A 16,176-nucleotide genomic window follows, 5' to 3' on the forward strand; every position below is an offset into this window, starting at 1 on the left:
CCGGGCGTCCAGACGCCCGGATGCGCAGGACCCTGCCGAAGATCCGGGCGGAATCATGAAGAAAATGAGAGAAACCTTCGAATCGTGTAAATTTTGTGTCTCAACTCACAAAATGCAACGTTTCACCGAATGATTGTCTGGTTGAATCTAGGGATCAGCAAAGCGTGCCGCCCGACGAGTCCTTCGTTTCACTTTGGGCTGCGCTAGAACGCATCGAACAGAAAGTTCACAGATGGCAATGAACAAAAAGGCCTGGCAGAGCGTCATCGCGCTGGCCGGGGTTTCCGCCTTTGCACTGACGGCCTGCACCGGGCCGACCGGCGGCGCTGGCGGGTCATCAGCCGCAGCAAGCGGTCCGATCGCCTACGGCACCACGGACAAGGTCACAGCCTTGGATCCGGCGGGCGCGTACGACAACGGTTCGTTCATGGTGATGAACCAGATCTACTCCTTCCTCCTCAACTCGAAGCCCGGCAGCGCAGATCCCGTGCCCGACCTGGCCGAGTCCGCGTCCTTCACCTCGCCGAACGAGTACACGGTCAAGCTCAAGCCGGGCCTCAAGTGGGCCAACGGTCACACGCTCGACTCCAAGGACGTCAAGTTCTCCTTCGACCGGCAGACCAAGATCAACGATCCCGCCGGTCCCGCAAGCCTGCTGACCAACATCGAAAGCATCACCGCTCCCGATGCCAACACCGTGGTCTTCAAGCTGAAGCAGGCGAACGACCAGACCTTCGCTCAGATCCTCAGCAGCCCCGCCGCGCCGATCGTAGACGATGAAGTCTTCCCGGCCGACAAGCTGCTCGATGACGACTCGATCGTTAAGGCCAAGGCCTTCTACGGCCAGTACACGATCGACACGTACAAGAAGAACGAGCTGATCAGCTTCAAGGCCTTCCCTGACTACCAGGGAGTCCTCGGCAAGCCGGCCAATGACGCCGCCACGATCAAGTACTACGCCGATCCCACCAACATGAAGCTGGACATCCAGCAGGGCAACATTGACGTCGCGAACCGCAGCCTGAGCGCCACCGACGTCGATGACCTGAAGAAGGATTCCAAGGTCAAGGTCAACGTTGGCCCCGGCGGCGAAATCCGCTACATCACGTTCAACTACAACACCATGCCGTTCGGCGCGAAGGCTCCGGATGCAGATCCGGCCAAGGCGCTCGCCGTCCGCCAGGCCATCGCGAACCTCGTTGACCGCCAGTCCATCGCGGACCAGGTCTACAAGGGCACCTACCTGCCGCTGTACTCCAACGTTCCCAGTGGCTTCCTCGGTGCCAACGAATCGTTCAAGGACGCATACGGCGACGCCGGCAAGCCGAGCCTGGACAAAGCCAAGAAAGTCCTGGCCGACGCCGGTGTGACGACCCCCGTCTCGATGAACCTGCAGTACAACCCGGACCATTACGGCAAGTCCTCCGGCGACGAGTACGCCATGATCAAGGACCAGCTGGAGAAGTCCGGCTTGTTCAAGGTCAACCTGCAGTCCACGGAATGGGTCACCTACAGCAAGGCCAGCCGCGCCGATGAATACCCCCTGTTCCAGTTTGGCTGGTTCCCGGACTTCAGCGACGCCGACAACTACCTGACCCCGTTCTTCCCGGAGGGCGGCTTCCTGAAGAACCACTACAACAACCCGACCGTCAACGACCTGATCAGCAAGCAGCTCACCACCGTTGATAAGGCTAAACGCGAGTCCACGATCAAGGATGCGCAGAATGCCCTCGCCAAGGACATCTCCACGCTTCCGTTGCTCCAGGGCGCGCAGGTTGCCATTTCCGGCAGCGGTGTCAAGGGTGTCGATTCCACCCTCGATGCCTCCTTCAAGTTCCGTTTGGGAACTATTTCCAAGTAAGGCTGCAGCCCTGCTGTCCTGACCAGCCTGCGAGGCGGGGCGCCCTCGAGGCGCCCCGCCTTTGCTGGTCATTGCCGCATCCTGCAGTCCACGCCGGCCCGCCCAAGGCCGCGACAGCACAATCTTAGGTACCAATGACAACATTGACTGAGGCGCCGCTAAACGACGCCGACGGACTACTTCCGTCCAAGAAAAAATCCTCGGGTGGGGGCTTGGGGACCTACATCCTGGTCCGGTTCTTCCTGATCATTCCGACCATTTTCATTTTGGTGACTTTGGTCTTCTTCCTGATGCGGGTCATCGGCGACCCCATCACCGCAGCCCAGGGCGGCAGGCTTCCCCCGGAGGCGCTCGCGCAGCGCATCCACGACGCCGGCTACGACCGCCCGATCCTCGTGCAGTACCTCGAATACGTTGGCCAGGTGGCGACCGGCAATTTCGGCACCACCATCACCGACCGCCGGCCCGTTGTCGAAATGATCATCACCTTTGGCACGGCAACCCTGGAACTGGCCATCAATGCCCTCATCGTGGCGCTCTTGGTCGGCATCCCGCTCGGGCTCATCTCCGCCTACAAGCGCGATAAGGCGCCCGACGCCGTCCTGCGGTTCTTCGCCATCCTCTGCTACGCCACCCCGGTATTCTTCGCCGGCCTGCTGATGAAGCTGGCCTTCTCCGTCTGGCTCGGCTGGCTGCCCGTCGCAGGACGGGCCTCCACCAGGACCGAACTGGCCATGGGAAGCCTGGCCGCACCGACCGGGATCTACTGGCTGGATGCCTTGCGCAGCGGCAACATGGCCGCGTACGGCGACGTCGCGGCCCATTCAGTCCTCCCCGCACTCACCCTGGGGCTGCTGACGGCAGGGGTCTTCCTGCGGCTGGTCCGCACCAACGTCATCGGCACACTCGGCAAGGACTACGTCGAGGCCGGCAGGTCCCGTGGCGTTAGTAATTATCGCCTCGTGACCAAGCATGCCTACAAACCGGCCCTCATCCCGATCATCACGGTCATGGGGCTCCAGATTGCCCTCCTGCTCGGCGGCGCCGTCCTCACGGAGTCCACCTTCGAGTGGAAGGGCCTCGGCTACCAGCTGGTGCAATACCTGAACGCCCGCGACTTCGTCGCCGTCCAGGGAATCGTCGTAATGCTGGCGGTCATCGTTGCCGTCACGAACTTCATCGTGGACGTCGTCGCAGCCCTGATCGACCCGCGAGTGAGGTACTAGCAATGAATGCAACCAAAGTAAGCGGGCGCAAGCAGCCCCTCTTCTACCGGCTGCCGGTGATCTCGCATTTCCGCTCGAGCGTCGGGCTTCAGCGCGGCATGCTCGTCACGGGCATGGTGCTGGCCGCCGTCTTCCTGCTCGTCGCCGTGTTTGCGCCGTGGATCGCGCCCTACGGGTTTGCCCAGCTCAGCGACGCTGCGGGTCCGTTCCCGACTCAGCAGCCCCCCAGCCCGGCCCACATCTGGGGCACCACGGTGGGCGGCTATGACGTCTATTCCCGAGTGCTCTGGGGTGCCCAGACGGCCGCGGTGGTTATCATCGTCGCCGTGGCCATGTCGATCTTCCTCGGCGTAGCCCTAGGCCTCGTCAGCGGGTACTTCGGCGGCTGGCTCGACCGGTTGCTCGTGGTGATCGCCGATGCGATCTACGCTTTCCCGTCCCTGCTGCTGGCCATCGTGATGTCAATCGTCATCAGCCACGGCCAGTCCAGTTTCTGGGGAGGCATTGTTGCCTGCTCCATCTCCATCTCGGTGGTGTTCGTCCCGCAGTACTTCCGCGTCATCCGTGCCGAGACCATCCGGCTAAAGGCGGAGCCGTACGTCGAGTCGGCCAAGGTGGTGGGTGCCTCAAGCATTCGCATCATGGGTCGGCACATCTTCAAGAACGCAACCCGCACGCTGCCATTGATTTTCACGCTGAATGCGTCCGAGGCCATCCTGACCTTGGCGGGCCTCGGCTTCCTGGGCTTCGGCATCGAACCGACCTCCGCCGCTGAGTGGGGCTACGACCTGAACAAGGCCATAGCAGACGCCTCCTCGGGCATCTGGTGGACCGGTGTCTACCCCGGTACAGCGATCGTCCTGACCGTGCTTGGGCTGACCCTCGTCGGTGAGAGCATCAACGACCTCAACGATCCCCGCCTGCGGGGCCGCAAGAAGGCTGTGGCAGGCAAGGGCGGACCTGACTCCACCGCCGGTGCCCAGTCTGCACTCGAAGCAGAATCGAGAGTTCTATGACCATCAACATCGACAAGCCCGGCCAGAGCGCAGGCCCGGTCCTGGACATCGACCGCCTCAAGGTCACGTTCGCCACTGATGCCGGGGATGTGTACGCCGTCAAAGACGTCAGCCTCCAGGTCAACCCCGGCGAGGTCGTGGCCATCGTTGGCGAATCGGGATCCGGCAAGACTGTGACGGCCAAGACCATCCTGGGGCTCTTGCCGGAGACGGCTATCAGCCAGGGCGCGGTGCTGATCAACGGCAACAACGTCATCAGCGTCAGCGAGGCGAAACTGCGGGAGATCCGGGGCCGTGATGTGGCCATGGTGTTCCAGGAACCATCCACCGCCCTTAACCCGGTCTTCACCGTGGGCTGGCAGATCGCCGAAGGAATCCGCGCACACGCTGGCACCGGCGGCCGCAGCAAGGTCTCGGCCAAGGAAGCCAAGGCGCGGGCAATTGAAGCCCTCCGCAAAGTGGGCATTCCGGACCCGGAAACGCGGGTCAACTACTACCCGCACCAGTTCTCGGGCGGCCAGAAACAGCGCGTCGTGATTGCCGCAGCGCTGGCCCTGAACCCTGGTCTCATCGTGGCGGACGAGCCGACGACTGCCCTGGACGTCACCGTGCAGGCCGAGATCCTTGAACTGCTGCGGGACCTGCGCGACAACTACGGAACGTCCATCGTGCTGATCACGCACAATATGGGCGTTGTCGCCGACCTCGCCGACCGCGTCGTGGTCATGTACCAGGGCGACGTTGTGGAGGAGGCATCCTCACGGGTGCTCTTCGCCCAGCCCAAGGAGGACTACACCAAGAAGCTCCTCGCCGCTGTCCCGCACCTGGGCCGCAACTCCGCGTCGGAGGGCATGGTGGAACGCGCCCACCAGGGCGGCAAAGTGCTGGTTGAGGCCAAGAACCTGACCATCGAGTACCCGGGGCGGCTGGGCAGTCCGGCCTTCAAGGCCGTCGACGGCGTCAGCTTCACCGTGTCCGAAGGCGAAGTTTTCGGTCTCGTGGGGGAGTCGGGTTCCGGCAAAACCACCATCGGCCGGGCGATCGCGGGCCTCAACCGGACCACCGGCGGCAGCCTGAACGTGCTGGGTTACGAGATGCTGAACTTCAAGGAGCGCACCTTCAAACCGCTCCGCAAGGAGATCGGCTTCGTGTTCCAGGACCCGGCGGCCTCGTTCAACCCGCAGCTGACCATCGGCGACTGCGTGGCGGAACCGCTGATCATCCACTCCAACCCGACGGCGGCTGAGGCGCGCAAGCGGGTCGGCGAGCTGCTCGAGTCCGTGCAGCTGCCGGCGTCGTACGCTGACCGGTTCCCGCACGAACTCTCCGGCGGGCAGCGCCAGCGTGCCTCCCTGGCGCGGGCGCTCATCCTGAACCCGAAGCTGCTCATCGCCGATGAGCCGACCTCGGCACTGGACGTGTCCGTGCAGGCCGTGGTGCTGGAACTGTTCAAGGAGATCCAGCAGGAGTTCGGCTTCGCGGCCCTGTTCATCAGCCACGACCTCGCAGTGGTGGACATGCTCTCCCACTGGGTCGGGGTGCTCTACAAGGGCAAGATGGTGGAGCAGGGCCTCGGCAACCAGGTGATGGGCAACCCGCAGCACGACTACACGAAGAAACTCATCGCTTCGCTGCCCGTTCCGGATCCCGACGAACAGGCCAGACGCCGTGAGGCGTTCAAGGCCGTGCTGCACAGCTAACTGCCACGACCGAGCGCCGGGCCGATGCAGCGCCGGCCCGGCGCTCGTGCAGGCCACTGCCAAATGGGCATGCCCACCGTTCGCCACGAACGGTGGGCATGCCCATTTGGTGTGCCGCCTTTGTGCCTGCGGCGAGTGCCTGCAACGGTGCTTAACACCGGAAGGCATTAGGCTCCCTGCCCCTAGACTGGGTCAATGACCGAGCAGAACCTCAATCTTCCTGAAACCGATTCCTACGACCCGGCGGCAAGCTCCCTGGCCGGTTCCGTGGATCCCGCGGTAATGGCGGAGCTGTTGTCGATCCGCTCCAGCATCGACAACATCGATGCCACCCTCGTCTTCCTTCTCGCCGAACGCTTCAAGGCCACCCAGAAGGTCGGCTTCCTCAAGGCCGCGCACAAGCTTCCCGCCGGGGACCCGGGCCGCGAAATGGCGCAGATCGCCCGGCTGCGGCACCTCGCCGCGGAAGCCCACCTGGACCCGGCGTTCGCGGAGAAATTCCTGAACTTCATCATCGGCGAGGTCATCCGCCACCACGAGGCCATCGCCGAAGACCACCAGGCCGCTCAGGCCTCCGGCTCCGCGGACGCCGCCCGCGCCGCAGACGCCTAGCCATGGCCGGAACAGACTCGCCCGCACCGGGCCAAGTGACCGCGACAGGCCTAGGCTCGTGGCCGGGCGAGGACCCGGCCGAGGCCGCCCGCATCATCCGCGGCGAACTGGGCAGCCCGCACCTGCCGTTCCTTGCCGAACTTCCCGACCGGGGCGTCGGCTCCGATGCCGTGGGCCGGACCGCCTCTTTGCTCGTGGAACTCGCCATCGACGTCCAGCCGCATGGATGGCGGCTCGTGGACCGCCCCGGCAAGGACCTGCAGCGGGCCAAATCGGCCCTGTCCACCGACATCAACATCCTGGCGGACGTCATCGGGGCCGAGGAAGCGCAGCCGGAGGAGATCAAGATCCAGCTGCGCGGGCCGCTCAGCCTTGCCGCCGGCCTGCACCTGCACAACGGGGAGCGGGCCCTGCTCGACTACGGCGCCCGCCGGGACATCGCGGCCTCGCTCGCAGCGGGCGTGGAAGGCTACCTCAAGCGGGTGGCAGAGGCTGCCCCAGGAGCCCGGATCGTGGTCCAGGTCGACGAACCGGAAATTGCTTCGGTGCTGGCCGGCACCATTCCAACCGCCAGTGGTTACCGGACCCTGCGCTCGGTCTCGGGCCGGGAAGTCACCGAGTCCTGGCAATTGGTAATCGACGCACTCCGGGCCGCGGGCGCCGTCGAAACCGTCGTGGCAGTCTCCGAGGTCGAGGCGCCCTTCGAACGGATCCTGGCGGCAGGCGCCGACGGAATCGCCGTACCGCTTCGGGCCCTGACCTCGCGCCAGTGGGAACAACTCGCGGGGGCGGTGGAGGCCGGCAAGCGGCTCTGGGCCGGCGCGCTGGACGTGGCCGATCCTGCCGCCACTCTGCCAAGGGTTGGCGACGTGGTGGAAAACGTGTGGCGTCCATGGCGGCAGCTGGGTCTTCCGGCGTCCACGCTGGGGGCGCTGCGGGTCACGCCGTCGGAGGGTCTGGCGCGGCAGTCACCCGCCGCGGCGACGGCGGTCCTGGCCCGGCTGACCCAGGTGGCGGACGGCCTCAACCAGCTCGCCCTCGGCTAGCGCAGCCGCTGGGACTGCCGGGGCTGCCGGGGTGGCCGGCGTCCCGACTTAGACCCTGCTCTCCCAGCCGTCCGGACGGGCGTGCGGGGGGAGGTACCCCGGCGTCGCAACGCCGTCGGGGTAAGGCTCGAGCCGGTAGTCGAAATGGCCGGCGTACACCAGCACCAGGCCGAGCTGGGGCTGGATCACCTTGACCTGGATCCGGTGCCGCCCGCCGTCTTGCGGCTCCCACCACTGCTCGGCATAGGCCTTGGCGTCGAGGGTAGCCGGCAGCGGTATCCGGAGAGGTCCCAGGAACAGCCGGGACGCCTCGGACACGCCCCGGAGCCGGCCCTCCGGCGTGACGCTGAGATTGAGGTCCGTGACGAGCCGCCGGAACCGGCCCACGTAGTCCACCAGCCCCTGCCTGCGCCCGGAGTCGTCAAAACTGGTGGTGTCCTGGAACAGCCGGGGGGTACCGGGGAAGAAGATCTCCCGCCGGGCCGTCAGGCTTGACCTGCCGAATGGGTCCAGATGGGCGTGGTTCTCGATCCGGAAGCGGACGCCCTCGCCGTACTCGGGGAAGAAGGCCTGCTCGCCGGTGGTGAGCCGGAGCAGGGGACGCAGCCACGCCTGCCGGCAACCGACGACGTCGAACACCCCCTCGCCGACGCCGTAGTGGCCGGAACCCGGCGCCAAGGCGAAGTATTCTTGGAGCTCCGGCTGCAGCCGGTCAAAGTCGCTGCCCAGGGCGCGTTCGTAAATGGGGGTGTTCACGGGTTCCTCCTGCGGTCCGGGCCGGTTCACTGGGCCTTTCCACAGCATGCAGGACAACGCGACAATTGTCACAGCGTCGCATGCATCGACCGGGTTCCGGGGGCGCCGGCGGGACCGGCTGCGCCGTGCCGGTGGGCCGCCCGATACGACAAAGCCAATTCCATGGGGGAATATATAACTATGAAGGCACGCATTCTGGTAGTGGACGATGACGAGGCGCTCGCCGAGATGATCGGTATTGTGCTGCGCAATGACGGATTCGAACCCGTCTTCTGCGCGGACGGCGGGCAGGCGCTGGACGTGTTCCGCGCCTCCAAACCGGACCTCGTCCTGCTCGACCTCATGCTTCCGGGAGTGGACGGCATTGAGGTCTGCCGCCAGGTCCGTGCCGAGTCTGACGTCCCGATCGTGATGTTGACCGCCAAGGCGGATACCTCGGACGTCGTCCGCGGCCTCGAATCCGGGGCCGATGATTATGTGCCCAAGCCGTTCAAACCCGCCGAACTCGTCGCCCGGGTCCGGGCCCGGCTCCGTCCGGGTGACCAGAAGGCCCCGGAAACCCTGCGGATCGCCGACGTCACGATCGACGTCGCCGGCCACCTGGTCAGCCGAGGCAACGACCGGATCTCCTTGACGCCGCTGGAGTTCGACCTCCTGGTCGCCCTCGCCCGCAAGCCGTGGCAGGTGTTCACGCGTGAATTGCTCCTGGAGCAGGTGTGGGGCTACCGGCACGCCGCCGACACACGGCTGGTCAATGTTCATGTCCAACGGCTGAGGTCCAAGATCGAACGTGACCCCGAAGCCCCCGAAGTTGTATTGACGGTCCGTGGTGTCGGCTATAAAGCAGGTTCCTGAGCCTGCGGACCGCGGTGTCCGGCAGGCCCTAGCCACGGACACGGCAGCGGACACGGCGCCGGACATGACCCCGGCAGAGCCATCCGCGGCGTCAACGGCAGAGTCAACGACAGCGTCAGCCGCAGAGTCAACCGCACCGCGCGGGCCCGAAAAGCCGCCTGCTGGCGGCGGGCCGGGACTTTGGCGCGGATACGCCTTCCGGACCCGGTTGTGGGCAAAACGCGCGAGGATCGTTGGCGTCCGGGTCGCGCGGCTGGTCCGCACCGGCATGCAACGTCTCTTGCCCGGCATCCGCTACCTGCTCCGGGAGTTGCATCGGAAGTGGCGGCGTTCGCTGCAGTTCCGGACCGTCCTGACCACGCTGATGCTGGCCATCGGTTCGTTCGCGGTGGTAGGCGCTTACCTGTCCAACCAGATCGCCAACAACCTGTTCCAGGAACGGCTCGCCCAGGCCGAATCGGAGTCGCGCTACAACGTCAAGCAGGTCCAGGACACGTTCGACGGTGCCCAGGTCACGGACCAGTCCAGCGTCATCACCCTGGTCTATGACACGCTGAACGCGGTCGAAGGCCGCGGATCCGTGATCCAGCGGCGCTACGTCTTCGAGGCAATGCCGGAGCAGACCAAGCCGCGCAACCGTTGGGTCGAATCCCGGGCCTCGGACCAACTCACGATCGGCGTCATCCCTCCGGACCTGCGCAAGGCCGTGCAGGACTCGGGCAAAGACCAGTACTGGGCGTCCACGCAGTTCCCCGTGGGGACCGAAGACCGGCCCGGCATCGCCGTCGGTAACAAGGTGACCTTCAACGGCACCGTCTACGAGCTCTACCTCATCTACGACCTCAACACGGCGCAGAAGACGCTGGACGAGATCCAGAATGTCCTGCTGGCCGGCGGTGCCCTGCTGGTGCTCATGATCGGCGGCGTCGCCTGGTATGTCACCCGCAACGTGGTCAGCCCGGTCAGCCATGCCGCCGTCGTTTCGGAGAAGCTCGCGGCCGGCCAACTGCAGGAGCGCATGGTGGTCAAAGGCGAGGACGAGGTTGCCCGGCTGGGTGCCTCGTTCAACCACATGGCCGCAAGCCTCCAGGAACAAATCACCCAGCTGGCCACGCTCTCGCAAATGCAGCAGCGCTTCGTCTCCGATGTGTCCCACGAGCTCCGCACGCCGCTCACCACGGTGCGCATGGCCGCGGAAGTCCTCTATGACGCCCGCGAGGACTTCGATCCGATCAACAAGCGGTCGGCGGAGCTGCTCTACAACCAGGTGGAACGTTTCCAGTCGCTCCTGGCGGACCTGCTGGAAATCTCCCGGTTCGACGCCGGCGCAGCCACCCTCGACGCCGAGCCCACGGACATTGTGCAGCTCGTCGCGCAGGTCATTGAGGCAGTGGCGCCGGTCGCCGCCGAATACGGGTCCGCCGTCACGCTTAACGCCCCGGCCGGCAGCGTCATCGTCGACATGGACGACCGCCGGATCGACCGAATCCTGCGCAACCTGATCCTGAACGCCCTCGAACACGGCGAGGGCCGGCCGGTGAACGTCTCCGTGGCCGCCAGCGATACCGCGGTGGCCGTGGCCGTACGGGATCACGGAATCGGCATGACTCCTGCCGAGGCGGCCCGCGTGTTCGACCGCTTCTGGCGCGCCGATCCAGCCCGTGCCCGCACCACCGGCGGCAGCGGGCTGGGACTGTCCATCGCCGCCGAGGACACCAAGCTCCACGACGGCTGGCTGCAGGCGTGGGGGAGCAAGGACTACGGCTCAAACTTCCGCCTGACCCTTCCGCTGCGCCGGGACGAGCCGATCACCAGATCCCCGCTCCAGCTCGAGCCGGTCAACGTCGGGCTCCCGGTGGCAGGCAGCCAGCGGACCGTGGTCTTGCTGGACCCGCCAGTGGCCGCGGAAGCGCCGGCCAGGACACCCGGGGCCGTGGCCCGCGAGACCATGGCTGACCGTTTCACTGAGGACTTTACTGGCGACGGCGGCAATGGCGCCGTGGGCGGGCCAACCCCGGACGGCGCCCCGGCCGGCCCCCGGGAAATTGGGACGGAGGGCAGGGCATGAGTGGAATTTCGGGCAAGTTCACCCGCGTGGGGGCAGCGCTGCTGGCTCTCGTCCTGCTCCTGCTGACCTCGTGCGCCCAGATTCCGCGCTCGGGGCCGGTGGGCAAGAGCACGGACGAGAGCGCGGGAAACCCCAACGCCCCGGTTTTCTTCCCGGCCGCGCCGCGTCCCGGCGCAGGACCCAAAGCCGTGATCGAAGACTTCTACCTCGCCGGCAGCGGCTACGAGGACGACTACGCCGTCGCCCGGCAGTACCTCACCCAGGCTCCATCGGTGACGTGGAAGCCGGACCAGCGGGCGCTCGTCTTCCGGAAGGCCACAGTGGTGGCCACCGGCGTCGAAAACGTCTTCAACTACCAGCTCGACGTCGCCTATTCGGTGGACGCCGACGGCGTGGCCACGCAGCTTCCGGAGGGCACAACGGAAAACATCCCCGTCACCGTGACCCAGGTGGACGGCGAGTGGCGAATCTCCGATCTTCCGGACGGCACGGCCATTCCGGAAGAGACCTTCAAAGTCATCTACGGCGCCTACCCGATCTACTTCTACGACCCCACATTCACGTACGCCGTGCCGGATGTCCGGTGGTTCATCCGGAAGAAGACCGTCAAGGCCATGACGAGCGCCCTCCTGGGCGGGCCCGCTCCATACCTCAAGGGCGCCGTCGTCAGCGCGTTCCCCTCGGGCATCAAGCTGGCCCGCGAGTCCGTGCCCGTGGTCTCCGGAGCCGCCCAGGTGGATCTCACCGCCAAGGACCTGGTGGAGGCCTCCAACGAGGACCGGCTGCGGATGCAGACGCAGCTGGCCCTGACGTTCCGCAGCCAGCCGGATGTCATCAATGTCGAGCTCCGGGCCAATCAGGATCTGGTGCGCGTCGAGGACAACGGCACGGTCCTGCCTCCGGTCCGGGACGAAAGCGTCCCCGCCTACCAGATCGCCGTTAGCAACAATGATCTGGTCCGGTACGAGAACAACAGGCTTTCACCGCTGCCGGACATCCGGTCCGTCGCGGCCCTGTCACCGCGGGCGCCGGCGGAGTCGACCGAGTCGCACGCCGCCGCGTTCCTCAATGCCGCCCGCAACACGATGTACTCGATCGTTCCGGGCCAGCCCGCCAGGGCACTGACCACGCGGGCTACGCTGTCCCGGCCTTCGTTCGGCCGCTACGACTGGGTCTGGACCGCCGGGCCGGGTGCTGCCGGCGCCACCGAGGTGGTGGCCTACCGGCCGGTCGGTGTGGCGGAGAAAGCCCGCGTCCCCACCGTAACCCTGTCGCCGGCATGGCTCGCCGACCGGACCGTCAAGGAGTTCCGGATATCCCGGGACGGCACGCGTGCCCTTGTCATTTCCGAGCAGAAAGGCAAGAGCAAGGTCCAGATCACCGGGATCGTCCGGAACGCGGACGGCACCCCGAGGGATCTGACCGCGCCCCTGACCCTGCTGACTCCCCGAAATCCGGACCAAGGGGTCTGGGTGGATGACACCACGGTCGCGGTCATGAAGGCTTCCGCCAGCGATGCCGTCACGCCCGAGCTGTTGTCCCTGGCCTCGGCGCAGCCGCAGCAGCTGCCGCCGTGGCCCGGGCTGACCGCCCTCAGCGCAGGCAACGGGACATCCGAGATCTACGGCCAGTCCGCCGAAGGAATCTTCCAGCGGCTGGGCAACGGCTGGTCACCGCAGCTCAAGGGCCCCACCGACCCGTCCTTCCCGGGCTGACCCACGCGCCCTCGGGCGAAGGCGGTGGGCCGAGGGCGCCGGCCGGCGGGTTGTCCACATAGCGGCCCGCGGGGCTAGGGCCGAGGGCGCCCTCGGTCCAGGATCGGAGAATGGGCAGCCACACGGGTCAGGACGCCGGCCGGCCGCGGCCGGCTGCGGATCCGGACCTTGCCCCGGCCGCAGCGACTGCGGCGCGACACCGCGGCAGCTACGCGCGGCCCCTGGCGAGACTGTGCGACCTGACGGCCGAGGCAGCGGCAGAGGTGCTCGCCCTGGCCATTGCGGTGGACTGCGCCTGCTGCGGGGCGGAGGACCTGGCACTCTGCGGCGCGTGCGCCCGGAAGCTGCGCCTGTTGACGCTGAGGCCGTTCCGGGCGGAGGCCCAGGCTCCGGCCCTGATGGACATGGACGGGTCCGTGCTGCTGCCCGTGGTGGCGGCCGGGGCATACCGGGCCGAGCTGGCGCAGTGCCTGCTGTCCTTCAAAAGCCACGGGCAGGCCCGGCTGGGCGCCGAGCTGGCCCGGGCCCTGGCGCGCGCCCTCCACGCCGCGGCCGGGCCGGCGCAGGGGCTAGTCCTCGTCCCCGTGCCCACGAGCGCCGCCGCATTCCGCAAGCGGGGTTTCAGTCCCGTCCATCTCCTGCTCCGTCGGCTCCTCCGCGGCAACGCACTCCCGGGGTGCACCGTCGAGGACGCGCTCCGGAAAACCGTGCCGCCCGCGCGGCGCCGGATGCCCCCGGCCTTGCCCCTGTTGGACCGGTTGCCGGCCGGCCGGAAAGGGGACCTCTACCTGTCCGGCGGACAGAAAGGACTGGGCCGGGGAGCCCGCGCCCGGCGCGTACACGGGTCCATGCGGGCCAGGTCCGGCCCGTGGCCCGCACGAGTCGAAGGACGTCCCTGCATCATCGTCGATGACGTGCTGACTACCGGTGCCACCCTGGCGGAGGCGGCCCGTGCGCTTCGGGCCGCAGGGGCCGTTGTCAGTGGCGCCGTTGTGGTCGCCGCGACACGCCCGCCGGCCAACTCCGACGTCGACGCCGCCGGTCCCGCGGTGGCACGGGGGAACGGCGGGACGCAAAAAAATAAACCGTAAAAGGATGAATAACAGGTGTCTATGAACTAACGTCGAAGATGGGTACCAAGAACAGATGTACCTGTCGATAGCGGCTCGGAAAGGGGCTCGACTGTCAGTCAGATCGGCCCCGGGAAGTACCGCCGTCGTGTCACCGAAGTCATTTGGAGGGCACCATGGAGTTCATGATCAGCGGACGCAACTTGACGGTCTCAGACCGGTTCCGCGAGTATGCCGACGACAAGATCTCAAAGATCGCGTCGTTGGGAGACAAGGTCCAGAGGGTAGACGCTAAGGTCACCAAAGAGACCAAAGCCCGCCAGACCGCCGAATCGCTCACGGTTGAGTTGACAGTCCTGGGGCGCGGCCCAGTAATCCGCGCAGAAGCGAGTGCCGCCGACAAGTTCGCTGCGTTCGATCTCGCTTACAACAAGCTTCTTGAACGCCTGCGCAGGGCCCGGGACCGCAGAAAGGTCCACCACGGCCGGCACACCCCGAAGTCCGTCACCGAGGCGACGGCAGCCCTGGAACCGGCCAGCCCCAGCGAACCGCTCTACGTGGAGGCGGCGCAGCAGCAGGAGACCCAGGGGCCGGCGGCAGCGAAGTCGCCGTACGATGTCGAGAACGATATTCCGGCCGGCGATTCGCCCGTGCTGATCCGCCGGAAGGTGTTCCCCGCGGCCCAGCTCACCCTCGATGACGCCGTCGACAACATGGAACTTGTGGGTCACGACTTCTACCTTTTCGTGGACAAGGAGACCAAGGCGCCCTCGGTCGTGTATCGCCGTGACGGCTGGACCTACGGGGTCATCTCCCTTGACCAGACGTGCGAGCCCGGACATTCGACTCTGGAAGAGAAAATCCTGGCCTACCGTTCAGAGGATGAGCCCGCCAGCGCATAAGCTGGTGCAGACTTTTCCGACGAAGGGACTAACGTGCAAGCAACGCTGAGCCTGGCACAGGCACGGCGGATCGCGTTGGCAGCCCAGGGATTGGACAAGGAACGGCCCGCCGGACCCGTGAGCGCACGGGCGGTGGGCCGTACCTTTGCCCGGCTGCACCTGGTTCAGATCGACTCCGTCAATGTGGTGTCCCGCAGCCACTTCCTGCCGTTCTTCTCGCGGCTCGGCAACTACGACCGCGCCATCCTCCAAAGGATGGCGGGGAGCCACCCGCGCCGGATGATGGAGTACTGGGCCCACGAAGCCTGCTTCATCCGGCCGGACCACTTCTACGACCTTGTGCAGTGGCAGAACCGCAAATGGGTGGGCGCGCACGGCATGGACCCCGAACTGCGCAACGGGGTGGCGGCCAGGGTGCTGGAAACCCTGGCCGCCGGGAGGCCGATGACCGCCGCCGAACTGACAGCCCGGCTCGGCCACGTGGAGGATCAGCAGCGGGACAACTGGGGCTGGAACTGGAACGCCGTCAAAAGGGTGCTGGAACATCTCTTTGAAGAGGGTCTTGTCTCCGCATCCTCGCGGACCGAATCCTTCGAACGGCGCTACACGCTCACCTCCAAGGTGCTCCCCGGACCGGGCGGGGAGGCGGCGGCGCCCGAACCCGACGCGGCCGCCGCGATGGACCGGCTGATCGACGCCGCGGCACGGGCCCACGGTATTGGGACCGTGCGGTGCTTCGCGGACTACTTCCGGACACCGCAGAAAGCAGCCGCCGTGGCAGTCCGGAACCTCGTGGACAGCGGCCAGCTGGAACCGGTCACGGTGGCCGGCTGGGACCGGCCCCTGTACCGTCACGCGGAGGCGAAACTTCCGCGCTCAGCCACCGGCCGGGCACTCCTGAGCCCCTTCGACTCCCTGGTGTTCGAACGCCGGCGGCTCGAGGAGCTGTTCGGGTTCCACTACCGGATCGAGATCTACACGCCCGAGCCGAAGCGGAGGTACGGCTACTACGTCCTGCCGTTCCTGCTCCGCGACGCGATCGTCGCCCGGGTGGACCTCAAGGCCGACCGGGCCGGCGGCCGGCTCCTGGTAAGGACTGCCCATGCAGAAGCCGGCGCCCCGGCGGACACGGCCGTCGAACTCGCCGCGGAACTGCAGCTCATGGCAGAGTGGCTGGGACTGGACGGGGTAGTTGTCTCGCCAACGGGGAACCTTGCGTCGGCGCTCGCCGAAGCCGTGGCTGCCCGGTAATCGCACTATCCGCTGTGAGGGAACAGGCGCCACCGGCCCTGCGTCTCTCCCGTAGACTAAACACGCCAGAATTCGGCAGCTTGAGACTGGGAGCAACT

The 16,176-nt window shown here is 66.5% G+C and carries 13 protein-coding genes; 12 read left to right on the plus strand and 1 reads right to left on the minus strand.

Annotated features, from left to right (window positions below; translation table 11 throughout):
- Positions 1-232 precede the first annotated feature (232 nt).
- The 6 genes from BLQ10_RS04945 to BLQ10_RS04970 all read left to right on the plus strand — a co-directional run bounded on the left by BLQ10_RS04945 (position 233) and on the right by BLQ10_RS04970 (position 7,461).
- Positions 233-1,861: an ABC transporter substrate-binding protein gene (locus BLQ10_RS04945; protein WP_091559112.1), complete on the plus strand. Its 1,629-nt coding sequence runs from the start codon at positions 233-235 to the stop codon at positions 1,859-1,861.
- 134 nt (positions 1,862-1,995) lie between these two features.
- Positions 1,996-3,087, plus strand: coding sequence for an ABC transporter permease (locus BLQ10_RS04950; RefSeq protein ID WP_091559114.1), 1,092 nt, complete (start codon positions 1,996-1,998; stop codon positions 3,085-3,087).
- Between the two features lie 2 nt (positions 3,088-3,089).
- Entirely contained in the window at positions 3,090-4,103 is a 1,014-nt protein-coding gene (locus BLQ10_RS04955) for an ABC transporter permease (RefSeq protein ID WP_091559116.1), read from the plus strand.
- Positions 4,100-5,803 (plus strand): ABC transporter ATP-binding protein, encoded by a 1,704-nt coding sequence (locus tag BLQ10_RS04960; protein WP_091559118.1) that lies wholly within the window; start codon positions 4,100-4,102, stop codon positions 5,801-5,803. The genes BLQ10_RS04955 and BLQ10_RS04960 overlap by 4 nt, the downstream gene beginning before the upstream one ends.
- 195 nt (positions 5,804-5,998) lie before the next feature.
- A complete protein-coding gene (locus BLQ10_RS04965; RefSeq protein WP_091559120.1) occupies positions 5,999-6,415 on the plus strand; it encodes a chorismate mutase in 417 nt (138 codons plus the stop codon).
- A gap of 2 nt (positions 6,416-6,417) precedes the next feature.
- The gene (locus BLQ10_RS04970; protein WP_091559123.1) at positions 6,418-7,461 is read left to right on the plus strand and encodes a uroporphyrinogen decarboxylase/cobalamine-independent methonine synthase family protein; all 1,044 of its coding nucleotides are present in this window, start codon (positions 6,418-6,420) and stop codon (positions 7,459-7,461) included.
- A gap of 48 nt (positions 7,462-7,509) precedes the next feature.
- Here the strand turns inward: BLQ10_RS04970 and BLQ10_RS04975 are convergent, their stop codons facing one another.
- A complete protein-coding gene (locus BLQ10_RS04975) occupies positions 7,510-8,217 on the minus strand; it encodes a DUF4166 domain-containing protein (RefSeq protein WP_091559682.1) in 708 nt (235 codons plus the stop codon).
- 180 nt (positions 8,218-8,397) lie between these two features.
- On the opposite strand from BLQ10_RS04975, the gene mtrA reads away from it, so the two are divergent.
- The 6 genes from mtrA (at position 8,398) to BLQ10_RS05005 (ending at position 16,078) form a co-directional block, all read left to right on the plus strand.
- Positions 8,398-9,072: an MtrAB system response regulator MtrA gene (gene mtrA, locus BLQ10_RS04980; RefSeq protein ID WP_091559125.1), complete on the plus strand. Its 675-nt coding sequence runs from the start codon at positions 8,398-8,400 to the stop codon at positions 9,070-9,072.
- 208 nt (positions 9,073-9,280) lie between these two features.
- Positions 9,281-11,140, plus strand: coding sequence for an MtrAB system histidine kinase MtrB (gene mtrB / locus BLQ10_RS04985; RefSeq protein WP_254785405.1), 1,860 nt, complete (start codon positions 9,281-9,283; stop codon positions 11,138-11,140).
- Positions 11,137-12,855: an LpqB family beta-propeller domain-containing protein gene (locus BLQ10_RS04990; protein ID WP_091559127.1), complete on the plus strand. Its 1,719-nt coding sequence runs from the start codon at positions 11,137-11,139 to the stop codon at positions 12,853-12,855. The genes mtrB and BLQ10_RS04990 overlap by 4 nt, the downstream gene beginning before the upstream one ends.
- A gap of 110 nt (positions 12,856-12,965) precedes the next feature.
- On the plus strand, positions 12,966-13,946 hold the full coding sequence (locus tag BLQ10_RS04995; protein ID WP_091559130.1) for a ComF family protein: 981 nt from the start codon (positions 12,966-12,968) through the stop codon (positions 13,944-13,946).
- Positions 13,947-14,101: 155 nt separating this feature from the next.
- On the plus strand, positions 14,102-14,827 hold the full coding sequence (raiA, locus tag BLQ10_RS05000; RefSeq protein WP_091559133.1) for a ribosome hibernation-promoting factor, HPF/YfiA family: 726 nt from the start codon (positions 14,102-14,104) through the stop codon (positions 14,825-14,827).
- Positions 14,828-14,860: 33 nt separating this feature from the next.
- Positions 14,861-16,078: a winged helix-turn-helix domain-containing protein gene (locus BLQ10_RS05005; protein ID WP_091559136.1), complete on the plus strand. Its 1,218-nt coding sequence runs from the start codon at positions 14,861-14,863 to the stop codon at positions 16,076-16,078.
- Positions 16,079-16,176: the final 98 nt, after the last annotated feature.

Origin of the sequence: Arthrobacter sp. ok362, from assembly GCF_900102785.1 — a bacterium.
GTDB lineage: Bacteria > Actinomycetota > Actinomycetes > Actinomycetales > Micrococcaceae > Arthrobacter.